Source organism: Psychrobacter sp. KH172YL61 (genome assembly GCF_007182895.1).
GTDB classification, from domain to species: domain Bacteria; phylum Pseudomonadota; class Gammaproteobacteria; order Pseudomonadales; family Moraxellaceae; genus Psychrobacter; species Psychrobacter pacificensis.
This window is the reverse complement of record NZ_AP019516.1, coordinates 1,101,714-1,124,347: the sequence shown is the minus strand read 5'-3', so window position 1 is coordinate 1,124,347 and position 22,634 is coordinate 1,101,714. Positions and strand designations below refer to the sequence as shown.

20 protein-coding genes, 6 pseudogenes and 2 riboswitches are annotated in these 22,634 nt (G+C 45.9%); of the genes and pseudogenes, 15 read left to right on the top strand and 11 right to left on the bottom strand.

What is annotated here, in order from left to right:
* Positions 1–2: 2 nt before the first annotated feature.
* A complete protein-coding gene (locus PKHYL_RS05920; RefSeq protein ID WP_240366204.1) occupies positions 3–923 on the bottom strand; it encodes an alpha/beta hydrolase family protein in 921 nt (306 codons plus the stop codon).
* A 285-nt stretch (positions 924–1,208) separates the two neighbouring features.
* Between PKHYL_RS05920 and PKHYL_RS05915 the strand changes: the two are divergent.
* The 7 genes and pseudogenes from PKHYL_RS05915 (at position 1,209) to PKHYL_RS05890 (ending at position 7,987) form a co-directional block, all read left to right on the top strand.
* Positions 1,209–2,442, top strand: a pseudogene (locus tag PKHYL_RS05915) (RtcB family protein).
* 74 nt (positions 2,443–2,516) lie between these two features.
* On the top strand, positions 2,517–3,245 hold the full coding sequence (locus PKHYL_RS05910) for a hypothetical protein (RefSeq protein WP_071001871.1): 729 nt from the start codon (positions 2,517–2,519) through the stop codon (positions 3,243–3,245).
* A gap of 11 nt (positions 3,246–3,256) precedes the next feature.
* On the top strand, positions 3,257–3,715 hold the full coding sequence (locus PKHYL_RS05905) for a DIP1984 family protein (RefSeq protein ID WP_071001872.1): 459 nt from the start codon (positions 3,257–3,259) through the stop codon (positions 3,713–3,715).
* Between the two features lie 342 nt (positions 3,716–4,057).
* Positions 4,058–4,409, top strand: a pseudogene (locus tag PKHYL_RS18600) (RNA 3'-terminal phosphate cyclase).
* Complete coding sequence (locus PKHYL_RS05900; protein WP_442966145.1) at positions 4,327–5,157, top strand: RNA 3'-terminal phosphate cyclase; 831 nt, start codon at positions 4,327–4,329, stop codon at positions 5,155–5,157. Before PKHYL_RS18600 ends, PKHYL_RS05900 begins: the two are co-directional and overlap by 83 nt.
* A gap of 248 nt (positions 5,158–5,405) precedes the next feature.
* On the top strand, positions 5,406–7,103 hold the full coding sequence (locus tag PKHYL_RS05895) for an FMN-binding glutamate synthase family protein (RefSeq protein ID WP_240366203.1): 1,698 nt from the start codon (positions 5,406–5,408) through the stop codon (positions 7,101–7,103).
* 74 nt (positions 7,104–7,177) lie between these two features.
* Entirely contained in the window at positions 7,178–7,987 is an 810-nt protein-coding gene (locus tag PKHYL_RS05890) for a phosphodiester glycosidase family protein (protein WP_071001875.1), read from the top strand.
* A 155-nt stretch (positions 7,988–8,142) separates the two neighbouring features.
* On the opposite strand, the pseudogene PKHYL_RS05885 reads toward PKHYL_RS05890, so the two are convergent.
* From PKHYL_RS05885 to PKHYL_RS05870, 4 genes and pseudogenes are all read right to left on the bottom strand, one after another.
* Positions 8,143–9,363 (bottom strand): annotated as a pseudogene (locus tag PKHYL_RS05885) (vWA domain-containing protein).
* 57 nt (positions 9,364–9,420) lie between these two features.
* Positions 9,421–10,268 (bottom strand): annotated as a pseudogene (locus PKHYL_RS05880) (AAA family ATPase).
* Between the two features lie 309 nt (positions 10,269–10,577).
* Positions 10,578–11,246, bottom strand: coding sequence for a hypothetical protein (locus tag PKHYL_RS05875; protein WP_227674256.1), 669 nt, complete (start codon positions 11,244–11,246; stop codon positions 10,578–10,580).
* A 276-nt stretch (positions 11,247–11,522) separates the two neighbouring features.
* Positions 11,523–11,843, bottom strand: a complete 321-nt coding sequence (locus PKHYL_RS05870) for a YcgL domain-containing protein (RefSeq protein ID WP_071001878.1) — start codon at positions 11,841–11,843, stop codon at positions 11,523–11,525.
* A gap of 260 nt (positions 11,844–12,103) precedes the next feature.
* Positions 12,104–12,242, top strand: a riboswitch (glycine riboswitch).
* Between the two features lie 66 nt (positions 12,243–12,308).
* Positions 12,309–12,454: riboswitch (glycine riboswitch) on the top strand.
* Between the two features lie 165 nt (positions 12,455–12,619).
* On the opposite strand from PKHYL_RS05870, the gene gcvT reads away from it, so the two are divergent.
* The 4 genes and pseudogenes from gcvT to gcvP all read left to right on the top strand — a co-directional run bounded on the left by gcvT (position 12,620) and on the right by gcvP (position 18,348).
* Positions 12,620–13,801 carry a glycine cleavage system aminomethyltransferase GcvT gene (gene gcvT / locus PKHYL_RS05865; protein ID WP_071001879.1) on the top strand — a complete coding sequence of 394 codons (1,182 nt, stop codon included), beginning with the start codon at positions 12,620–12,622 and terminating at the stop codon, positions 13,799–13,801.
* Positions 13,802–13,916: 115 nt separating this feature from the next.
* Positions 13,917–14,297 (top strand): glycine cleavage system protein GcvH, encoded by a 381-nt coding sequence (gcvH, locus tag PKHYL_RS05860; RefSeq protein WP_071001880.1) that lies wholly within the window; start codon positions 13,917–13,919, stop codon positions 14,295–14,297.
* A 311-nt stretch (positions 14,298–14,608) separates the two neighbouring features.
* Positions 14,609–15,367, top strand: coding sequence for a nitroreductase family protein (locus PKHYL_RS05855; protein WP_212564370.1), 759 nt, complete (start codon positions 14,609–14,611; stop codon positions 15,365–15,367).
* An 85-nt stretch (positions 15,368–15,452) separates the two neighbouring features.
* Positions 15,453–18,348, top strand: a pseudogene (gene gcvP / locus PKHYL_RS05850) (aminomethyl-transferring glycine dehydrogenase).
* A 108-nt stretch (positions 18,349–18,456) separates the two neighbouring features.
* Here the strand turns inward: gcvP and PKHYL_RS05845 are convergent.
* On the bottom strand, positions 18,457–18,840 hold the full coding sequence (locus PKHYL_RS05845) for a hypothetical protein (RefSeq protein ID WP_093068134.1): 384 nt from the start codon (positions 18,838–18,840) through the stop codon (positions 18,457–18,459).
* Positions 18,841–19,189: 349 nt separating this feature from the next.
* Between PKHYL_RS05845 and PKHYL_RS18595 the strand changes: the two genes are divergently transcribed.
* The 4 genes from PKHYL_RS18595 to PKHYL_RS05835 all read left to right on the top strand — a co-directional run bounded on the left by PKHYL_RS18595 (position 19,190) and on the right by PKHYL_RS05835 (position 20,108).
* Positions 19,190–19,411: an esterase/lipase family protein gene (locus PKHYL_RS18595; protein ID WP_442966123.1), complete on the top strand. Its 222-nt coding sequence runs from the start codon at positions 19,190–19,192 to the stop codon at positions 19,409–19,411.
* On the top strand, positions 19,392–19,592 hold the full coding sequence (locus PKHYL_RS18590; protein WP_442966122.1) for an esterase/lipase family protein: 201 nt from the start codon (positions 19,392–19,394) through the stop codon (positions 19,590–19,592). The genes PKHYL_RS18595 and PKHYL_RS18590 overlap by 20 nt, the downstream gene beginning before the upstream one ends.
* Positions 19,593–19,682: 90 nt before the next feature.
* Entirely contained in the window at positions 19,683–19,895 is a 213-nt protein-coding gene (locus tag PKHYL_RS18585; RefSeq protein WP_442966121.1) for a hypothetical protein, read from the top strand.
* A 54-nt stretch (positions 19,896–19,949) separates the two neighbouring features.
* On the top strand, positions 19,950–20,108 hold the full coding sequence (locus tag PKHYL_RS05835; RefSeq protein ID WP_156770969.1) for a hypothetical protein: 159 nt from the start codon (positions 19,950–19,952) through the stop codon (positions 20,106–20,108).
* Here the strand turns inward: PKHYL_RS05835 and PKHYL_RS05830 are convergent.
* From PKHYL_RS05830 to PKHYL_RS05810, 5 genes and pseudogenes are all read right to left on the bottom strand, one after another.
* Positions 20,101–20,289, bottom strand: a complete 189-nt coding sequence (locus PKHYL_RS05830) for a hypothetical protein (RefSeq protein ID WP_240366202.1) — start codon at positions 20,287–20,289, stop codon at positions 20,101–20,103. The genes PKHYL_RS05835 and PKHYL_RS05830 overlap by 8 nt on opposite strands.
* Positions 20,290–20,311: 22 nt before the next feature.
* The gene (locus tag PKHYL_RS17255; RefSeq protein WP_269778268.1) at positions 20,312–20,971 is read right to left on the bottom strand and encodes an HRDC domain-containing protein; all 660 of its coding nucleotides are present in this window, start codon (positions 20,969–20,971) and stop codon (positions 20,312–20,314) included.
* Complete coding sequence (locus PKHYL_RS05820; protein ID WP_269778267.1) at positions 20,968–21,453, bottom strand: hypothetical protein; 486 nt, start codon at positions 21,451–21,453, stop codon at positions 20,968–20,970. Before PKHYL_RS05820 ends, PKHYL_RS17255 begins: the two co-directional genes overlap by 4 nt.
* Before the next feature lie 85 nt (positions 21,454–21,538).
* A pseudogene (gene recR / locus PKHYL_RS05815) lies at positions 21,539–22,183 on the bottom strand (recombination mediator RecR).
* Positions 22,184–22,301: 118 nt separating this feature from the next.
* A complete protein-coding gene (locus PKHYL_RS05810; protein ID WP_025651278.1) occupies positions 22,302–22,631 on the bottom strand; it encodes a YbaB/EbfC family nucleoid-associated protein in 330 nt (109 codons plus the stop codon).
* Positions 22,632–22,634 lie beyond the last annotated feature (3 nt).

The following is a 22,634-nucleotide window of genomic DNA, read 5'->3' as shown; positions in this document are numbered from 1 at the left end:
ACTCATAATAATGCGCTTGGCTTATTGGTTTTGATGTTACTTTTGATTGCCCACGACTTCATACTGTCAATAGACAACGGCTCGTCTGCCATAATCTGCTGCGCAAGGTGACGATTCAACGGATACAGCACGCTAAAGTGCTCGTGCCGTGCAATAAACGCACAGTGCAGCATGGGGCTTTTGTTCTTATCACACATCGGCTTTAGGTCGCGATAGTTACCGTCACGCTTGCCCTCAATAATCCACGTCGGCATGCGAATATCATTCGTCCAGTTTGCAGGCGCACGCAAATCCATTTCGCGTTGCTCATCACCAGTAAAGTCAACCTCTTGCAAAAACATCGTCTCTTGCGTAGCGCCAAAGCTAATCACTTCTTTAAACAACTCAGGATGCGTGCTGCTCGCCACCTCACTGACCAATAGCGCGAGCGTGCCGCCCGTACTGTGCCCGCCCAAATAGATACGGCTGCTATCGACATATGGCAGGGTCGCCAAATATTCTGCCGCCGCGATGACATCATCGACTTCACCATAATTCACTTCGATATTGCCCGCATTGTCATTGCCACCGCGCAAGGTGGGAAACATCATGATCACGCCAGCATCACGATATGGGCTGGCGGTTTGGTCATTTTGCCTTGAGCCTTTGCGCCAAAAGTCCGCCAGCGTGTTGGACTCACCGCCCGTTATCCAAACGATAGCAGGATGCTTGTCGCCATCGTTTGGATCGGGCGTGACAAAGGCGGCGAGCGACATGCCGTCACTGTCATAGCGCACGCTGTCAAATAGGGCTGCGGGCGGCTTGGGCAATGGCATTTGCATGGTGGGCGCAACTTGTATCGAGGTCTGATAATTGCCGCGTAGCGATGCCAAAGACGGCGCAGCAAAACAACTGCTGATGCTCACGCCTAGTAAAATCGCCATGCTGAATAAGCGTTTGTTAGAGACAACGTTATGCTTTGTTTTATATTGAACCTTCACCATTACACACAATTCCTTTATAGAATAAAAGCTATATTTATAGAATAAATTATATTTTTATTTACTTGATTAAAGTCCATTTTTTTATAAAAAAAGAATTTAAAATGTTTTTATTATTCAATATCAAATGCTTATAAAAATAAAAACTATCTTTCCCAAAAACTGGCACACCCTTAGCAGTATATAAAGTACAGACAGAACATTTTTATAAAAAACTAAGGAGACACTATGCAGCCTATCAATCACAATATCATTCAAGACGGTGGCACCCCTATCCGCCTATGGACCAAAGGCGTGCCTGTCGACCCAAAAGCCCACGACCAGCTGATTAAAGCCTCACAGATGCCCTTTATTTATAAGTGGCTCGCGGTGATGCCTGATGTCCATGTCGGTATCGGTGCGACCATCGGTACGGTGCTGCCGACCAAAGAAGCGATTATCCCAGCAGCGGTCGGCGTGGATATCGGCTGCGGCATGATGGCGGTGCAGACCACGCTGTCCGCAGATGATTTGCCCGACAACCTGCACGGTCTGCGCACCGAGCTGGAAAAAGCCATTCCGCATGGACGCAGCAAGACACGCGGTCGCGGCTCGCGCCGTGACGTGGGCGCGTGGGCGAACCCTGATGATACCGTGATGAATGGCTGGGGTACGCTGGTCGATGATTTTAATTATCTGACCCAAAAGCATCCCAAACTAAAAAACACCAACAATCTAAAGCATTTGGGCACTCTGGGTACAGGCAATCACTTTGTTGAGGTGTGCCTTGATGAGACCAATCAGGTGTGGATTATGCTGCATTCAGGCTCACGCGGCGTGGGCAATGCCATCGGGCGCTACTTTATTGAGCTGGCGCGTGAGGACATGCGCAAATGGTTTATTAACCTGCCTGATAAAGATTTGGCGTATTTTGCTGAGGGGACTGAACATTTTGACGATTATTGGTTTGCGGTTGGCTGGGCGCAGCGCTTTGCCTTTAAAAACCGCGAAATCATGATGGAAAAAGCCATCCAAGCGCTACGCACCATCGTGCCAAAACCGTTCGATGCTGCGGTAAAAGCGGTCAACTGTCACCACAACTATGTGGCAAAAGAAGAGCACTACGGCGAGGGAAGTCTTTGTCACGCGTAAAGGCGCAGTGCGCGCACGCGTCGGCGAATACGGCATCATCCCAGGGTCGATGGGCGCAAAATCCTTTATCGTCAAAGGTAAAGGCAACGAAGAATCGTTTTGCTCTTGCTCGCATGGCGCAGGTCGCGTGATGTCACGCACTGAGGCGAAAAAAGTCTTTACTATTGATGACCAAATCGCCCAAACCAAAGGCGTAGAATGTCGTAAAGACGCAAACGTGATTGACGAAATCCCAGCGGCGTACAAAAATATTGAAGACGTGATGAGCGCACAAAGTGACTTGGTGGAAGTGGTACATACCTTGCGGCAAGTGGTTTGTGTGAAGGGTTAAACCAAAATATTTAAAAAAATCAGTTAATTATATTACTTTAACCTATATTAATTAATCCAAAAATAAGGCTAAATATGATTCCCCAGACATTTATTGAAACAGCAGGTGATATTCTAGGTAGCACCGAGAAAGGCTTATCAGGCTCTAAAATTGCTAGTTTATTTGCAGCATACGCAGTTGACTATAACACTGATATTCCTTATACAAGTTATCCCTTTACAGTATCCACACCTAATAAAAGGTATGCCTTAAAGAAAAACTTAAGCTCGTTTAACCCTAAACAACAATTTAAAATCATAAAAGAACTTTGCGAGCATCCGGAAATTAAAGACTTACCTGAAGTTAGAGATCTTAAGATCAAGCTGTTGACACGCTTTAAAGGTTTGAATACTGACATAGACACGGTCAATGAAATTTTAGTAGATGAAACTAGATTTTGGTTAGATGACTATACTAAATCCCTAGAACAATATAACTATGCTTTAGAAAAATATAAAGGAAATATATTTGAGAGAAACTTGTTAGATGACCTTCGACTATCGTTAGAGCTATTAGTAAAAGAAATACTAGGAAATTCCAAGTCTTTAGAAAATCAGCTTACTGATATTGGTACATTTATTAAGAGGAATAATGGCTCCCGAGAACTAGTAAATATGTTTGTAAAGCTAATTGATTATTTTACTAAGTATCAAAACGATTACGTCAAACATGACTCTCAAGTTATCGAAGAAGAAGTTGAGTTTATCCTTGAAATAACCTCTTCATTTATGAAACATTTCATTAGAATGAAAAATAGAATTTAAGGAAAACTAAAATGAAACTCGCAGAAGCCCTACTTATCCGCAGTGATATGCAAAAAAAGCTGGCGCAAATCAAAGGACGCATTCGCAGCAATGTAAAAGTCCAAGATGGCGATACGCCAAGCGAAGACCCCAATCAGCTATTGATGGACGCAAGCCAGCTGATTACCGAGCTGTCCGCGCTTATCGCCCGTATCCAGCGTACCAACGCGGTGGCGCTGACGGACAACAATCAATCGATGCTGGCGCTGCTCGTTGAGCGCGACACCCTTGAGATGCGCCACAAGCTATTGACCGAGTCGATAGCCGCGACCGAAACCGAGGTCGATCGCTATAGCCCGCGTGAGATTAAATGGCAAGTGATGGTCTCGGTCGGCGCATTGCAAAAGCAGGCGGACGATATTGCCATGAAGCTACGTCAGCTTAACATTGTCATTCAAGCCAACAACTGGCAAATTGACCTTGTGGACTAGGCGCTTACCTAGCTCATTAAACCTTTTTTAGCTTTGTCTGTCTGATAATGGACAGACCACCCTTTGAAATCGACTGGGCGAGTGTCAGACCCCGCGACCCACAGCAGGGGGTTGAAAATATACTGTCGTGGCTGCTACGCGTTGTGGGCAGGCGCATTTTTTACCACTTATGCCCCGCACATGGCACTTGGCACAATGCACCATTTAGACCTTACCACCAGACACTGACAGTCGGTTTCAATCTTATTTTAAATGCGACCCGAAAAGTATTGGGAAGCATTTTATTATGCCCATTAACGACACTACCAATCAATAGTCTTACAAATCATAAAGACATTTATCATGCCAGCATCAACACGTAAAGCCCTAAAAATCGACGGCAGCACAGGCGAAGGCGGTGGACAAATCATTCGTACGGCACTGTCATTATCGATGCTCACAGGCACACCGATTGAAATCACCAATATTCGTGCTGGACGCGCCAAACCCGGATTGATGCGTCAGCATTTGATGTGTACAAGCGTCACAACAGATATCAAACGCTAGCGTATCGGGCGCTCATTTAGGTAGTATGGCGTTCACCTTTACGCCAAGCACCGTGCAAGCGGGCGATTATACCTTCGATATCGGCTCGGCAGGCAGTACCAGTCTGGTGTTACAGACGCTACTGCCTGCCCTACTCTGCCAATGCTGACTCAAGCAACAAGTCCACCGTTACCATCATAGGCGGCACGCACAATCCGTTAGCGCCAACCACCGACTTTTTGCAGCACGCCTTTGTGCCGCTACTTGCCAAGCTCGGCATGCAGGTCGAGATTGAGTGCGTGCAAGCGGGCTTTGCCCCTATCGGCGGCGGCGCGATTAAAGCAACTGTTGCGCCATTTGTGCGCCGTGCTAATGCTTCACGATTAGACCTCACGGAACGCGGTAAGCTTGTCAGCACGGAGCTGGTCGCAAGCGTGCTCAATCTAGAATACGATATCTGCCTGCGTGAGCTTGCCAGCGCCAAAGCCGCGTTGATTGAAGCGGGTATGGATGAGGCGCTTATCACAACACGCGGTAATAAATTATACGGCATTGGTGAAGGCAATACCTGCTATGCAAAAGTCACTCACGAGAGTATTAGTATCCAAAATCACAAAGAATATCACTCTGAAATATTTACATTACTAGGAGAAAAACGCAGCTCAGCAGAAAAGATAGGTGGTCGTTTGTCAGGCTTAGTAAAGCGTTATTTGTTTGACACCGATGCGCTGATTGATGAATATTTGACCGATCAGCTGCTATTACCGTTAGCCTTAGCAGGCGGCGGTGCGTTTAGCGCGCGGGTTATTAGCGAGCATAGCAAAACCCAAGCATGGCTCATTGAGCAGTTTTTACCCGTTGCGATCACGTTTGATGCTATAGAGGATGAGCAAATATTAGTCAGAATCACCTGCTAAAATTTGCCAGCATTAGTATACTGTTACCCAATGATACCGACTTGGCGATAGCATCAGTGTATGATGTACGCGACAAATTTGAACGTATTATCTATATTTACAGTGACTGTTGAGCCTCGTTATGCCTGAATCCCGTACCAATCTGAACCCTGAACCCAAAACCAGCTCGCCGTATTTTTGTCGGGCTGCTGCTGCGCTATAGCACACTGGGTGCAGCCATTTGTCTATTATTAGCCGGATTGCTGCTGATGCACGGTTGGCTAATTGTGATTGGAGGTTTTGGCGTAGGACTCGGTATTTATGATCTGATTCAGTCCAAGCATTCAGTGCTAAAAAACTACCCGATAGCAGGACATATACGCTACGTACTAGAGGATTTTCGTCCTGAGATTCGTCAGTATTTGCTTGAAGATGACAAAGAGCAGGTGCCATTTTCACGCCAGCAGCGCGCGCTAGTGTATCAGCGGGCAAAGAACGTCAGCGATACCAATGCGTTTGGTACGCTAGACAATCTTTATACTCATGGTAAAGAATGGTTTTTGCAATCCGCCGTTAGCCAGCCGTTAGAAAACAAAGACTTTCGTATCACTGTTGGCGGCGAGCGTTGTAAGCAGCCGCATGATATGTCGGTATTCAACATCTCCGCGATGAGTTTTGGCAGTCTGTCCGCAAACGCCATTATGGCACTCAATCAAGGCGCAAAAATAGGCGGATTTACACATGATACGGGCGAAGGCGCGATCAGCCCTTATCATCGTAAGTTCGGTGGTGATCTGATTTGGGAGTTAGGTACAGGGTATTTTGGCTGCCGTGATGCCGAAGGCAATTTTGACCCACAGTCTTTCGCCGAAAAAGCTGTCGATCCACAAGTCAAAATGATCGAGATCAAGCTGTCGCAAGGTGCCAAACCGGGTAAAGGCGGCGTGTTGCCATCGAGCAAAATCACTCAAGAGATTGCCGATACTCGCCAAGTGCCGACGGGTCAAGACTGTATTTCGCCCGCTTCGCACACCGCGTTTAGTACACCGCGTGAGCTTGTCGCCTTTTGGCAGCAGCTACGCGAATTATCTGGTGGCAAGCCTGTTGGCTTCAAGCTATGCGTGGGTCAGCCTTGGCAGTTTATGGCGATTGTCAAAGCCATGATCGAGACGGACAACTATCCTGATTTTATTGTTATTGATGGTGCCGAAGGCGGTACAGGTGCGGCGCCTGTTGAGTTTATGGACAATGTCGGCATGCCGATGGTCGAAGGGTTTTTGCTTGTTCACAATACTTTGGTCGGTGCAGGCATTCGTGACAAGATCAGACTTGGCGTCAGTGGCAAGATTGTCTCAGGGTTTGATATTGCACGGATGATTGCGCTAGGTGCCGATTGGTGTAACTCGGCGCGTGGCTTTATGTTTGCGGTTGGTTGTATTCAGTCGCGCTCTTGCCATACCAATACGTGCCCAACGGGCGTCGCTACCCAAGACCCTTACCGTCAAAAGGCGCTCGATGTCCCTAGCAAAGCAGAGCGTGTGGCAAGCTTCCATAAAAACACACTCAAATCATTGGCCAGTATCGTCGGCGCGGTGGGCTTACAGCATCCGAGTCAGCTACAACCTTATCATATCGCCCGCCGTCTAGATGACGGGCAGATTAAGCTACTGTCTAAGTTTTTCTACTTTACGGATAAGGGCGCATTACTTGATAATAGCGCGCGTGCGGATATTTTCAATCAAATGTGGGTGATGGCCAATCCTGATAGTTTCTTAGCCAATAATGATGCGCTCATTGCTTATAACAAAGACTCTCGTGATAAAGGTAAAGAGACTGGCGCACCAACCGAACATCGCGCTGGATACAGCTCCCCCTACAGCACCGATCATACGATCACAACCGATGGCGGGCAGCTCATCGGCAATGTGAATAACACCTTCCGTGACTATCCGCCCAGTAGCGACTAAAAGCGAGTACCCAAGATTTATATATGAATCAGTAGCAAACCACAAATACCACTATGTTAAAAGACGTGTGATTGATGCCAACCTCCATTTTGACCTTATTGTTATCATTGATAGTGCTTGCGCTTGGCCTTAGCGCTTGCCAGCAGACCAATACTGAGACTGTCAATAGCGACACAGACAACTGGTCATGTCAGACAAAAGACTCGCCATTTACTTATAGCGTGTGCCGCGTGGATGCAAGTGGATTAACAAGCGATCGTTATTCACTGCAGCTGTTTTGGCAAGCCTCTAATGACCAATCACTACTAACCTTTGATACGTTGCTATCTACTTTACCAAAGACTGAAACTCTAAACTTTGCCATGAATGCAGGAATGTACAACGAAAACTATGCACCAATTGGTTACACCGTCATCAAAGGCAAAGAAGTCAAATCGCTCAATCTAAAAGAAGGTGGTGGCAATTTTCATTTATTACCCAATGGCGTTATGTGGTGGGACAAAACTGGTCACGTACAAATCACCGAAAGCCACGCTTTAGATGAACAGATAAACAATGGCAACGCACAGCCTTGGTATGCGACGCAATCTGGTCCTATGCTAGTCATCAATGATGAGATACATCCCGAGTTCAATCCTGATAGTACCTCCATCAAACTGCGTAATGGTGCAGGCATTTGTGACGATGGCAGCATACAATTCGTCAATACAGATGAGCCTGTGACGTTTTATCAGTTTGCGACTCTATTCAAAGACGAGTTAGATTGTCCAAATGCGCTGTTTTTGGATGGCGGCATTGCCTCAGCACTGTATGCACCCAGTATCGATAAGCAAGACAAAAAAGAGATGGGCGTAATGATTGGACTGGTTGAAAACAAAAGCTAGCATCTATCGTCACCATAGCATTTGTCACTAATATGCCTTCTCAAAATTGGCACTACTTAACATAAAAAAGCATTTAAATTAACATAAAAAAGCACTTAAAACGATCACATCGTCTTAAGTGCTTTTTCATATTACTCGTCCAATGTAGACTAATACTACCGCGCCATGTACTGGGTCATTTCCTCAACACCATGCAAGGTCATCGGATACATCTTATCTTCGAATAGCTTTTTGATCTCAACGATGGTTTGCGTGTACTGCCAATAGCTTGGGGTTTCAGGATTGAGCCACGCCACTTTATCAAAATGATCAAGTACACGCCTTAGCCATACAATACCGGCTTCATTGTTCATATACTCGACACTACCGCCCACGGTCATCAGCTCATAGGGCGACATCGATGCATCACCGACGAAGATGACGCGATACTCGCGCCCATATTTATTGAGTAGCTCAAACGTTGGCATCAGTGCGCTATGGCGACGATTATTGTCTTTCCATACATAGTCATATAGGCAGTTATGAAAATAAAAGAACTCTAATGTTTTAAATTCATTCTTTGCCGCAGAGAACAATTTCTCAAGTGCTTCAACATGGATATCCATACTACCGCCTACGTCAAATAGCATTAATACTTTGACACGGTTGCGGCGCTCGGCTTGCATATGTATGTCAAGCACGCCCTTTTGGCAGTACGTTTAATGGTCTCATGAATATCGAGCTCGTCAGCGCTGCCTGTGCGCGCAAACTGACGTAGGTTGCGTAGTGCCATTTGGATTTGGCGGGTACCAAGTTGATTATCATCATCAAGATTGCGATATTTACGCTGCTCCCAGACTTTCGCCGCGCTACGTTTACGCGATTCACCGCCGACGCGCACCCCTTCTGGATGGTCGCCATAAGCACCAAATGGCGAGGTGCCACCTGTCCCCACCCATTTACTACCACCTTGGTGACGCTCTTTTGCTCTTGTAACCGCTCCTCTAACGCTTTCATCAGCTCCTCAAGCGAGCCGTATTTTTGAGCAGGCGTCTTTGCTCTTCGGTTAAGTTTTTGGATCGAGCTTTAGATCGAGCCATTCTTTAAAGCACATCGGTCAGCTTAGCCAACAGCGCATCCATATCAAGGCTATCCACCCCTTCAAAATAGTCTGCCATTGCCCGATCAAATTTATCAAAATGGCGCTCGTCTTTGACCATGCACAGCCGAATCAGCCGATACATATCCTCACGGCTCGCAAAAGTCGCCAGTGCTGGATCTTCAGGATGCGGCTGCATCATCAGGCCCTTATCTAACGCGGCATTAAGATCAAGCAGCTCACGCGTACTGACTGGTACGCCGTAAGTCCGCAAGGTATAGAATAGTTTTATGAACATAAGAGACGCACCACTGATTGACGTAAAACAAAAAAAGCACTGAACACTTAGACGCGCTTAACGACGCATCATATTGGCAAAACGCTGTAGTAAATTCACATCGGCTTCGTTTTTCAGCAATGCACCGTATAATGGCGGAATGGATTTTTCGCCGCGTAAGTTTTCTTCTAACTCATCCTGCGCCATGTCATCAGCGAGCAATAACGTCAACCAATCGACCAATTCAGACGTTGATGGTGGTTTTTTAAGGCCTTGGATATTGCGCAGCTTGTAGAATATATCCAACGCGTCGTTGACCAATTTTTCCTGAATATCGGGGAAATGCACCTCTATGATTTGGCGCATGGTTTGCTCTTCTGGAAAGTCGATGTAATGGAAGAAGCAACGACGCAAAAACGCATCGGGCAGCTCTTTTCATTGTTTGATGTAATGATTACTACTGGACGCTGCGCGGCGGTAATGGTCTCGCCCGTCTCATACACATAAAACGACATCTTATCGAGCTCATGCAGCAAGTCATTAGGGAACTCGATATCGGCTTTATCGATCTCATCGATTAGTAGTACGCTGCGCTCGGTGCTAGTGAAGGCATCCCACAGCTTGCCCGGCTTGATGTAATTGCCAATCTCATAAACCTTGTCATCACCCAACTGCGAGTCACGTAGGCGCGATACCGCATCGTACTCGTATAAACCCTGCTCGGCTTTAGTCGTCGACTTGATGTGCCACGTAATCAGTGGCATCCCTAGACTCTCAGCAACCTCTTCGGCAAGTAAGGTTTTGCCCGTACCAGGTTCACCTTTGATAAGGAGCGGCTTTTGTAATGTCATGGCCGCATTCACTGCCAGTTGTAAATCGTCTGTGGCGATATAATTTTGAGTGCCGGTAAAGGTTTGCTTGTTCATAATCAGGTCTCGATTGTTGTTATAGATAAATTGTTATGAATATATGGTTATAAATAAGTAGAACTAAAAATTTGATAATGAATAAAAGATAAATTAGATTAGCACAGCCTGAGGCATTGCCAAAATACTCATGCGTTCGCCTTTGTGAGCAATGGTTGGGTGCCTCTCATAATTCTCAATAATTCATAAGGTTGCCAGACGATTTGGCATAAAAAAAAGACACGCATGGGTGTCTTTTTTTATCATTACTCGATTACTTTACTGGCTCGCCTGCTTATTTATTACACCGTACAAACAGACTTCAGCGTTTTAGCGATTGTCAGCATCAGTATTCTTAGACAAGCCATTCTGTTTTTTTAAGTCAACATGACTTTTAGTATTACTGCTCTCAGGCTTAGCGGCTAGGGCCGTATCATCAGACTGCTCAGTCAACGTAGAACCTTCTGCCAAATAACTGCCGGTCGTCAGTTGCATTGTCGCTTGCGTATCCTCTGCCGTACGGCTGCGGGCTTTGTCCAAGCTCGATGCGAATGCGCCGCGTATCAGCTGCCACATAAAACCGATAAACAAACCGATGACCAGTACCACCAATATTGGCAGCATATTGGCAATCGCGCCTGCAAAGTCCTTCATCATAACAGCGTAGACGACGCTGATACTGGCTGGTGCAATTTCACTAGAGTCACCAAGCGCTGTGCCGGGTGCCAATAACACTGCAAACAGTATCATCCAACTCATACCGCCCAGTGGTTTTGGCAATATGCGAGCGACTAGCAACCATAACACCAATACCAAAATGGAACCACCAAGATACGCATACATTGGCAAATCGGCGGGCGGTACATCTTTCACCATTTGGCCCCACCAAATAGCAATCTCACCGAGAATGTCACTAATAGATTCTAATGGTAAGCTGTGCAAAATATTTTTTAACCAATCCATACGTGTTTCACTACCTGCGTTTATCACCGTTGACACGTTATGTGCCTAGCAGTGTATGGTGCGTTCTGTCGTACCAAAATAAGATCAAATACAGTATCGATGCACACATCATGTGCGTTTCTATCTGTATTTTTTTATGTGGATGTCATGGGGTGTCAGTTTATCACGACTTTCTACCCAAATGCATGTGACCAAATGTGTCATGAGTGTTTTGTCCATGGCATTGTAAAGACCATTCTCTCAATCATCTTGCCACAACCGTCTTATCAATAAGCGTACCAATCGTCAATGTTATCTAGTGGTAAAATGTATCTAGTCGTAGATATTGTCCTGCGCTTCACGAGCGCGTAGCTCTGCTTGGCGGCGCATGACATCTTGCGGTGGCATCTGCACAAAATAACCTTGGGACGCTAGCTTTGCCAGTACTTCTTCTTTATCAACACGCGCCAGAGTGGGCGTCGCCGCCAAATCAAGATGCATGACAAACTGGCTACGGCCCAACCCTGCACGAAAGTCCTTTGGCAGTACGCCAAGCCAATCTTTGATCTCATCGGTATCATCAGGATATTCAGGGCGCGCAATATATACATACATGTCGTCATGTTTGGGAAATTTATAAATATCGCAATGCATAAAAACCACCTATCAGAAACTATGGTCGTAGGTTAGCATATTTCAGGCAAACACCAGTAGTCGCTTTGCGTGTTGCTATGGTAATTTTTGCGCCCATACATCATTTTATTGATTCTCAAAACGGCTGATAGAGATAAAAAACACTATCTTGCTAAGCGTCTTTGGTGAGCAAATGTCCTAATGAGCACACATTTTTGCCAAATTTATTTGTTTTAATGGCGGTGATGACTTGTAAAAGCGCTTTGAACCTTTCATAATAAAAGCGTTTTTCAGGAGAGAGTCTGTCGGCACAGATTTTGTATCAAACCCTATTGGTGATACAAACTGACAACTGCCATACGACCACCGAAGGCGCATCCACCCTGCCAATCGCTCAGGTAAAAGGACTGAAAAACACATGTCACTGTTGTTTGGTAGTGTTTGCTAGCATCACGCTCATAGCGCACTACTTTATCAAACGTCAGACATAACAAATCTGGAGAGTGGTAAGAACGGACGACGTCTTACCCACCGAAGGGGGAGAAAATACGCAATCATTCATTGGAGCTTTATATAATTGCTCACAAATGAGGCGTGTTGAAAATCTCAGGTCACAGGACAGATAGGGCTTTAGCTTAAACCGACGTTCAGCGTCTGTTTGGCCTACGTCTTTATCTTTGCTTTCTGTGTCACCCTTTGATGTAATATTGCGCCTTGCAATATTGCTTCTCGCTACTTTTACGTTGCACACCACTCTACTCTATCGAGTACGACTGATGTACACATAAGGATTTGTTATGACTGATACCCACTCTCAAGACTCTAGCAACACCCAAACCCCTAAGCGCACCCCTTTTTACCAGTCTCATCTTGATAGTGAGGGCAAATTGGTCGATTTTTCTGGTTGGGAATTGCCAATTCATTACGGTTCACAAATCGAAGAGCACGACGCGGTACGGACAGATGCCGGTATGTTTGATGTCTCACATATGGTTGTCACAGATATCAAAGGCGCAGATACTAAAGCATGGCTCCAAAAACTACTCGCAAATGATGTCAACAAACTCACTACCGCTGGTAAAGCGCTGTACTCTGGCATGCTCAATGAGCAAGGCGGCGTCATCGATGATTTGATCGTCTATCTGATGAATGCAGAGGAAACTGAGTACCGTATCGTCTCCAATGCAGCCACTCGTGACAAAGACTTAGCACAGTTTAATAAAGTCGCTGAAGGCTTTGATATTGCGATTACCGAGCGTCCTGAGCTTGCCATGCTCGCCGTTCAAGGGCCAAATGCTATTGAGAAACTGGCTCAAGCCAAACCAAACTGGGCAGATACCTTAGCTGGGCTAAAACCTTTCGTTGGCGCTGACTTGACCGATATCGAAGGCACCGATTGGTTTGTGGCTCGTACTGGCTATACTGGTGAAGATGGCGTCGAAGTCATTATGCATGCCGATGATGCCCCTGCTTTTTTTGAGCAGCTAAAAACAAATGGCATCAAACCTGCCGGTCTTGGCGCACGTGATACCTTGCGTATGGAAGCGGGCATGAACCTATATGGCCATGACATGGATGAGAATGTTAGCCCTTATGAGTGCAATATGGGCTGGACGCTTGCACTAAAAGACGATCGCGCCTTTGTCGGTCGTGACGCTTTGGTCAGCAAACGCAAGCAGGCAAAAGAAGACAACACCGCTATGAAGCAAGTAGGTCTGCTATTGACCACGCGCGGCGTATTGCGTGAAGGCATGACAGTGACTATCAATCAGGGCACTAACAATGAGCAAACTGGCCTTATCACCAGCGGTACATTCTCCCCTAGCCTAAAAAACTCCATTGCGATTGCTCGCGTGCCTGCCAGCTTATCAGAAGATGATCACGTACAGGTCGATCTACGCGGCAAAGGTAAATTCGTCGATGTACGCGTATTAAAGCTGCCTTTTGTCCGTAACGGCAAGCAACAGTTTGACTCGTAGGTCTTATAAATCTTATTATTAGAGCGCATTGTCGTTTTAGACATAATGATAAAAACGACGACACGCCCAGCCTCCATTATTTTTGTTAATTAACCTCTATCATTTAGGAGAGACCATGAGCAACATCCCAGCAGAGCTAAAATATATTGCAAGTCACGAGTGGCTGCGCCTAGAAGACGACGGTACGATCACTGTTGGTATCACTGACCATGCTCAAGACCTATTGGGTGATGTGGTGTTTGTTGAGCTACCAGAAGTGGGCGATATTATCGCTGTTGACGACGAAATCTCAGTTGTTGAATCAGTAAAAGCCGCCTCTGACGTATACGCGCCTATCTCAGGCGAAGTCATCGCTATCAACGAAGCACTAGAAGATGATCCTGAAATCATCAACTCTGACCCATATGGTGAAGGCTGGTTCTTTAAAGTGAAGCCTGACAACATCGCTGACTATGAAGCACTGATGACCGCTGACGAGTACGAAAGCGAATTATAATAACCACCTCTGTATAGCAGAAAGACAGTAGCCAAACCAAAATAGCAGCCAAACTTGTAGATACTGGCAAAAGCGGGTATCTACATCTCCTATTTGATACCCCTTTCTTATCAGCAAGGTTGATTCATAGATGACGCCTTTGATAACAAAGCAGCTTTATATATAGACCACCAAAAACCATTATCGTCCGATGTTATTGCTCTCAAGCGTTATCTCATTGACTCGTATTGATCACCTCTTCGAATTCCAATGAATACGTGCTATCAATAACGACGCAAACTGATAACCCAATTCTCAGCATGGATCCTAATATGAATACCAACACCGATAATAAAGACCCCATCGCCACACCAAACCATACACCGCAGCTACAAGCCTTTCGCGATATCGTAGAATCACGCCGTTCCGTGCGCCGTTTTACTGACACGCCCATCCCTGACGACGTACTGGCAGACTGTCTGCGTTTGGCCATGCTAGCACCAAACTCTAGCAACCTACAGCCGTGGGAGTTTTATGTTATCGATGATGCTGATAATCGCAAACGCGCCATCAAAAACTGTATGAACCAAAACGCGGCAAAAACATCGGCGCGCTTAATCGCTATCGTTGCTCGCACCGACATCTGGCATGAGCATGCTCAGCAAATATTGCGCGAATACCCTGATCAGCCAGTCCCTAAGAAAGTGAAAGACTACTACAACAAAGTCGTCACGCTGGACTTTTTGCGCGGTCCTGCCAATGTGATATCCGCTGCCAAATGGGGCGCCACGCAAGTGGTCAGACGCGTCAAAGGCCCTCTCAAATCGCCTTACTATACCTTTGAGGATACCAAAAACTGGGCAACCAATAACACCGCGCTTGCTGCCGAAAACCTAATGTTGGCACTACGTGCTCATGGTTTTGATAGCTGTCCTATGGGCGGCTTTGATGAGCCTGCCATGAAAGCGTTGCTCAATCTTAGCGACGACCATCATATCGTTATGATGATTGGCGCAGGCGAGCGTGCTGACAATGGCGTTTACAACACCCAATTCCGCTTTGACCAAAAACAGTTTGTGCATTACGTATAACGTACCGCTCACAGTGTTTCCTTAACTGCTCACAATGTTTTCTTAATTGCTATTTTGTTTATTACTCCCTTAACCAAGGATTGTCATGACTATCTCTCAAAACCCATCGTTTGATACCTTTCAAGGATTGTTCAACGAAGCTGAATTTGTCTATCGCCACTTAGGTTCGAACGAAACCAAGCAAGCTGACCTACTCAGCGCTGTTGGTTATAAAGATATGCAAAGCTTTATCAATGACACTGTGCCTGAGCCGGTACGTTTGCACAAAGAATTGGATTTGCCAGTGGCAATGAGTGAGCATGCGGCACTTGCCAAACTACGCACGATGGCAGATGACATCACCGTCAATAAGAGCTATATCGGTCAAGGCTACTCTCCGGTTCGTATGCCTGCCGTCATTCAGCGTAACGTCCTTGAAAATCCAGGCTGGTATACCGCTTATACCCCTTACCAAGCAGAAATCGCTCAAGGTCGTTTGGAGGCATTGCTGAACTTCCAACAAGTTTGTATCGATTTGACTGGTCTTGAATTAGCTGGTGCGTCACTGCTTGATGAAGCAACGGCAGCAGCAGAAGCCATGGCGATGTCAAAGCGTGTAAGTAAAAGCAAGTCAACGCAGTACTTCGTCGATGAGCGCGTCTATCCACAAACGCTAGATGTCATCAATACTCGTGCGAAATACTTTGGTTGGGACGTGGTCGTGGGTGATTTTGAAACGGCCAAATCAGGCGACTATTTCGGTGCGCTATTCCAGTATGTTGGCGTAGAAGGCGACGTTAAAGACTTAACAGACGTCATCGCGGCCGTAAAGAAAACAAGACTTACGTCAGTGTCGTCAGTGATATCATGAGCTTGGTGTTATTAAAATCACCAGCCGATATGGGTGCGGACGTAGCACTAGGTAGCACACAGCGTTTCGGTATTCCAATGGGCTTTGGTGGCCCACATGCTGCTTACTTTGCATTCTCTGATAAAGCAAAACGCTCAGCACCTGGTCGTATCATTGGCGTATCTAAAGACGCACAAGGCAATACCGCATTACGTATGGCGCTACAGACGCGTGAGCAGCATATCCGCCGCGAAAAAGCCAACTCAAACATCTGTACTTCGCAGGTATTGCTCGCCAATCTCGCTGGTATGTATGCCGTCTATCATGGCCCAAGTGGCGTGAAGCGTATTGCGACTCGTATCCATGCGTTTGCCACCGCCTTTGCTGATGCCATCACAGCAGCGAATGACAGCAGCTTAAGCGTGGTACACGATCAATTCTTCGATACAGTCGTGGTTGATTGCGGCTCAGAGAAGCTAGCTACGCAAATCTTTAAAAATGCAGACAACGTTGGCTACAACTTATGGCGTCTAAGCGACACCAAATTGAGCGTTGCCTTTAGTGAAACCAGTGATCAGCAAGATTTTGGCGTATTGACTCAGTTATTCGTCAACAAGTCACACGATCTACCTGAAACCGCTCGCATCTCACTTGACAGCGCACACCTGCGTACGGATGACATCTTGACTCATCCAGTATTCAACTCGCATCATACCGAGCATGAAATGCTACGCTACCTAAAGTCGCTTGAAGACAAAGATCTAGCGATGAACCGCAGCATGATTTCACTAGGCAGCTGCACCATGAAGTTGAATGCCACCAGTGAGATGCTACCGATTACTTGGCCTGAGTTTGCCAATGTGCATCCATTCGCACCGCGTGACCAAGTCACAGGCTATATTGCGATGATCGATAGCTTACAAGATCAATTAAAAGCCATCACTGGTTTTGATGATGTCTCTATGCAGCCAAACTCTGGCGCTTCTGGTGAATATGCTGGTCTGCTCGCGATTCGCCGTTATCATGAGTCATTGGGCGAAACCGATCGCGATGTGTGCCTCATTCCAATGTCAGCGCACGGTACCAACCCTGCTACTGCCATGATGATGGGTATGAAAGTCGTCGTGGTCAAAACCGATGAAAACGGCAACGTTGATATTGAGGATTTAACCGCCAAGTGTGAAGAGCACAGCGAGCGTTTGGGCGCTTTAATGATCACGTACCCATCGACTCATGGCGTGTTTGAAGAAGGCATCCGTCATATCTGTGATTTGACTCACAAGCACGGTGGTCAGGTCTATATGGATGGCGCCAACATGAATGCTCAGGTAGGCATGATGCAGCCTGCAGACGTTGGTGCTGATGTACTACATATGAACCTGCACAAAACCTTCTGTATCCCGCATGGCGGCGGCGGTCCAGGTATGGGTCCTATCGGTATGAAGGCGCATTTGGCACCATTCATGGCAAACCATACGCTAAGCCCTGTGCATAACGCGCAAAAAGACTGCTCAGCGGTATCGGCTGCGCCTTATGGTTCAGCGAGCATCTTACCTATCTCATGGATGTATATCACTATGATGGGCCGCGATGGCCTACTAAAAGCAACCGAGCTTGCCCTGCTAAACGCTAACTATGTAGCCGCCCAGCTAAAGACCACTACCCTGTATTATATACAGGTAAAAACGGCCGCGTGGCTCACGAATGTATCATCGATATTCGTCCGTTAAAAGAAGAGACTGGCATCACTGAAAGCGATATTGCTAAGCGCTTGATGGATTACGGTTTTCACTCACCAACGATGAGCTTCCCAGTCGCAGGCACACTGATGATTGAGCCCACAGAGTCTGAGTCTGTCGAGGAGTTGGATCGTTTTATCAGTGCGCTGAAATCTATCAAAGCTGAAGCGATGAAAGCAAAAGCGGGCGAAGACAACTGGACGCTAGAAGACAACCCATTGGTCAATGCACCGCATACGGCTGCTATGATTACTAATGAAGAATGGACGCATCCATACAGCCGTGAGACTGCTGCGTTCCCACTGCCTTACATCCGTGCAAACAAGTTCTGGCCAAGTGTGGCACGCGTCGATGATGCGTACGGTGACAAGAACCTTATGTGTTCTTGCCCAAGTATCGAAAACTATATGTAATGATCATTTTCGATAACTGCTCGTTTATAAAAAACCGCCAAATCAGTCGCTGATTTGGCGGTTTTGTTTTATGCATGCATTGTTAAATTTTGACACTATCAATGAGACTTAACCGCCCAACCATCCTTTATTCAAGCCACAGTCTATCCAGTTCACTTTTATCTGATCTGTAATATTAGCATTGGGATAAGTAAACGCCGCACCACCAAGATAAAGCGCATCGCCGACCTTATAGGACTTACCTTCAAATAACATAATCTCTTTATCCGCCTCCCACGAAAAGAAAGTATTCGCTAATACTAATAAAAGAGTATTGTCCTGTGTCATTACTTCTTCATTATCTCTAGTTAAAGCAAGATAGTTATTAATAACTGTCAAATATCCCGCTGTCATCGCTGTAAATCGACCATCATATTTAGTTGGGGACCAAGTAGCAATTTGTAGAGGTGTCTTAGCTGGTATAGGTTCGCTTACTACTATCATTTCTGGCATCTCCACCTTAACAATTAGTGCTCTATCTACTCTATATAGTCAATCCTAAATAAAACAGATACATTATATATCAAGGTGGAACTGGTCTAAATTCTCCTTTCGTGCTGTGCCTACGCTGCTCGATGCTGCGTAAAATTTATCCCAGTCCCACTGTATCGTTTTTATACTGAATTCACTATAAGTAGTACAACCTGACAGCGAAAAAATAGCTAATATTGAAATTAAAAATTTAGATAATTTGACAACCCTTACCCCTAAAGCGCTAATATAAGATGTCTGTCTATCCGCTCATTTTTATAAACAAGCGTCGATAAAAAAATCTTATAATGCTACTCATTTGGATATTGTTATGCAACAAAAAGACATGGCACAAAAAGCGCCTAAACGAAAAAACCTTGTGATTTTGATACATGGTTTGCATCAAACGACTTGGATGATGCGTCCATTAGCGAAGCGTTTACAAGCGCAAGGTTTTGCCACCCATCAATACAGCTATCGCAGCATGCGCGACGGTATCAAAACCAACAGCCAGCGACTACATGAGTGGCTGAGTGCCAACCACAACCCCTGATCAGCCAATAGATTTGGTCGGTCATAGCTTGGGTGGATTGATTATTCGTGATTTTTTGGCCAATTATCCCAAGTGGCAAATTGGGCGCTGCGTCACGCTGGGCACGCCGCATGTGGGAAGTGTTTGCGCGGATTACGTATGGCGTTTGAGCCCCTTTAATTGTAGGACGATCTTATGCTGATGCGCTCGATGGTACAGCGACGTCCTGTCCTGAACATATTCATATAGGCGTGATTGCAGGCGATAAACCGCGCGGCTTAGGACAACCTTTTTGCAATATCATAATCGCAAACTGAATAAAGAAAGCGAATCAGCAGCCACAGAAAACTGTGCTCATGATGGTACAGTTTACGTCAGCGAAACACGTCTTGACTGCGCCAACGACCATATCGTACTGCCTGTGACCCATACAGGCATGCTGGTCGATAAAGAAGTGGCTCGGCAAGTGATTTACTTTTTAGAAAATGGTGAGTTTGAACGCTAGGGCATATTTTTAATACCTAAAATGCTCTAGATGACAGCGAATAATGGAATAGATATGACCGAGCAAAAGTATAAGCAAGATTGTCAAAACGGCCATTTATCGATAGAGAGAAAATTGATGCTGCCATTGATTGATTTAAAAAAAATTGATTTAAAAAACAAGCAATGTGAAATTAGGCATCAATTTTTTGAGTTGGCTGTATTTGCTATCTAATACCCATCCCTTGCTGCAATTCAGTTTTATGCTTGCTGATCACTGGAATCAACGTCTGGACGACCCAGTCATTGCGCCAACCTTTGAGACCTTGTGGCAGTTCGCTGAGATTTTTATCAAGAGCAATCACTTCATACAACTGTCCTAGCCATTTTTTGCGCATTAAAACGCTGCTAGGCATGCCGATAGCCTTAGCGTGATCATCAATCGCTTGCTGCACTGCTTTTGACAGGATTTTTGTTTTTTGAGCGATATGGCGGCACAAGACAAGCTGGATGCTCGGCAGGTGGTAGGTTTTTGGCGTTTCTTATTATCTTAAGCAGCTCTTCACCATAGAGACGCAGCATACTACGGTGCATCGTCGTTTTGTGCGCCAGCTCACGCATGCTGTTTGGTTTTTCAGTGACGATCTCGCGTACCGCTTGCTTTTTGATGATAAACGTACGCGGCTGATTGGTCGCACGTGCCAGCTCTTCTCGCCACGTCGCAATCCCTTTGAGTATCGCCATTTGCTGTGAGTTATAGCGATAATCTGCCATCGTCAGATACATCGCTTCATCTTCGACGTGCTGCAAGTCATACAAATCACTGGCGTAGAGCTGACAATCCGCCCAGACGTAATCGTATAGGCCTTGTGCCTTAAGCGCATGTTCGATACTGAGATACAGCGCTGGCAAATAACGCACATCATCGATGGCATATTGCTCTTGCTCGTCTGTCAACGGGCGCTGGAGCCAATCAGACTGACTGTGCTCTTTATCGATATGCATATCTAGCTGATCTGCCAATGCCTGCTGATAGCCCATTTGTAATTGACCGGTTAAATAAGACAACGCAATTTGCGTATCAAAAATATTGGTCAATGGTGGACAACCAGATAGCAGATAAAAATGCCTAAATCTTCGCCGCAAGCATGCCAGATGGCCACATCGACTTGGCGCAAGGCCTCCCACAGCTCAGACAGTTGCAACTCAGGCGCATCTAGTAAATACACGTGATTACCCGTATTTAACTGTACGAGTGCCAAACGCGGATAGTAAGTGTCGCGTTTGATAAACTCAGTATCTAGTGCGACGCGGCCACAAGTTGCCAAGGCATTGATCACCTCAGCCAATTGGTGCTGCTCACGCACCCATGTGACATCAACAGCATCAGCGACATCCAACAGTGCATCGATATCAATTGCATCAACATCCAGTGCATCATCATTTGATTCCGAAGGTGTCGCCACTGATGTCATCTCAGTATTAGCTGCTTTTTGTGATGAGTTATCAGTAATCTCAGAAGGGTTTGATTTGACTGAAGGGTTTGATTTGACTGAAGCGTTTGAAACGTTGTTGGACACGGGCAGATACCTGCATAAATAGGGAGAAAATAAAACGCGATACTGCGTCTTAATAAAATGAAAAAGGAGAACAATAATAAAGCAATTATAACAATTTCACGAAATGAAATGGGTAAGACTTTGATGTCAGCAAAACCTTATAAAAAGAGCGGTTTTGCATGGCTTGACCCAGCGTCATACTATCTAGATACTCAAGCTCGCCGCCCATCGGTATCCCCTTGTGCCAAACGTGTGACTTTATTGACATGACGACTGACGGCCTCGCTAATAAAATGTGCGGTGGTCTGGCCTTCAACCGTCGTACCTGTTGCCAGTATAATCTCTTCAACAGGCTCTTGTTTGACTCGCCATACCAGCTGATCAATATTTAAGTCATCTGCACTGATTCCATCAATCGGGGATAAGTGTCCGCCAAGCACAAAATAGCGACCACGATACCCTGCCGTTTGCTCGATTGCCATCACATCTGCTGCTGTCTCGACCACACACAGCAGCCCATCATCACGTCTAGGGTCTTGGCATAGAGGACACACCGCTTCATCACTAAAGCTATGACAGCGCTGACATTCAACGATATCGCGCATGGCTTCATCTAGTGCTTGGGCAAGCGCCATGCCTTGCGGACGTTTTTTACTAAGCAAATGTAGCGCCATTCGTTGGGCACTTTTTGACCGACGCCTGGCAATATACGCAGCTGTTTGACCAGCTGATCAAATTTGGCTGTAAGCAAAGTGGCTTTCCTTTAGTTGACTTTATTTAACTAAATTTATAAATCGTAGCTATAAAAATGGGGTCGTATCGTGCCGATAACAACCCCATTTTTGTGTTCAGTCTAAAGTATTTAATGCTTAGAACATACCTTGCATACCTGGTGGCAGACCCATACCTGAGGTCGCGCCAGCCATGGTTTCTTCGTATAGCTCATCCGCTTGACGCACCGCATCATTGATAGCGGCAGCGATAAGATCTTCGATCATATCTGGCTCATCTTCTAGCAGACTTGGATCGATGGTCAAACGCTTGACCACATGGCGACCAGTCATGGTGACTTTAACCAGACCACTGCCCGCTTCTGCTTGAACTTCTTTGTTCGCAAGCTCTTTCTTAGCATTTTCAACGTTTGCTTCTACTTTCTTTTGCATCGTTTGTGCTTGTTGCATCAATGCTTGAATGTTCATAGC

What these genes read in the sequence shown, in the direction of transcription:
- gcvH (WP_071001880.1), top strand. Translation starts at nt 13,917, where the DNA reads ATGAGCAACATCCCAGCAGAGCTAAAATATATTGCAAGTCACGAGTGG.
- PKHYL_RS05890 (WP_071001875.1), top strand. Translation starts at nt 7,178, where the DNA reads ATGCCAACCTCCATTTTGACCTTATTGTTATCATTGATAGTGCTTGCG.
- PKHYL_RS05830 (WP_240366202.1), bottom strand. Translation starts at nt 20,289, where the DNA reads ATGCCTAGCAGCGTTTTAATGCGCAAAAAATGGCTAGGACAGTTGTAT.
- PKHYL_RS05920 (WP_240366204.1), bottom strand. Translation starts at nt 923, where the DNA reads ATGGCGATTTTACTAGGCGTGAGCATCAGCAGTTGTTTTGCTGCGCCG.
- gcvT (WP_071001879.1), top strand. Translation starts at nt 12,620, where the DNA reads ATGACTGATACCCACTCTCAAGACTCTAGCAACACCCAAACCCCTAAG.
- PKHYL_RS18595 (WP_442966123.1), top strand. Translation starts at nt 19,190, where the DNA reads ATGCAACAAAAAGACATGGCACAAAAAGCGCCTAAACGAAAAAACCTT.
- PKHYL_RS05895 (WP_240366203.1), top strand. Translation starts at nt 5,406, where the DNA reads ATGCACGGTTGGCTAATTGTGATTGGAGGTTTTGGCGTAGGACTCGGT.
- PKHYL_RS05910 (WP_071001871.1), top strand. Translation starts at nt 2,517, where the DNA reads ATGATTCCCCAGACATTTATTGAAACAGCAGGTGATATTCTAGGTAGC.
- PKHYL_RS05810 (WP_025651278.1), bottom strand. Translation starts at nt 22,631, where the DNA reads ATGAACATTCAAGCATTGATGCAACAAGCACAAACGATGCAAAAGAAA.
- PKHYL_RS05870 (WP_071001878.1), bottom strand. Translation starts at nt 11,843, where the DNA reads ATGCATTGCGATATTTATAAATTTCCCAAACATGACGACATGTATGTA.
- PKHYL_RS05905 (WP_071001872.1), top strand. Translation starts at nt 3,257, where the DNA reads ATGAAACTCGCAGAAGCCCTACTTATCCGCAGTGATATGCAAAAAAAG.
- PKHYL_RS05835 (WP_156770969.1), top strand. Translation starts at nt 19,950, where the DNA reads ATGACCGAGCAAAAGTATAAGCAAGATTGTCAAAACGGCCATTTATCG.
- PKHYL_RS05845 (WP_093068134.1), bottom strand. Translation starts at nt 18,840, where the DNA reads ATGCCAGAAATGATAGTAGTAAGCGAACCTATACCAGCTAAGACACCT.
- PKHYL_RS05855 (WP_212564370.1), top strand. Translation starts at nt 14,609, where the DNA reads ATGAATACCAACACCGATAATAAAGACCCCATCGCCACACCAAACCAT.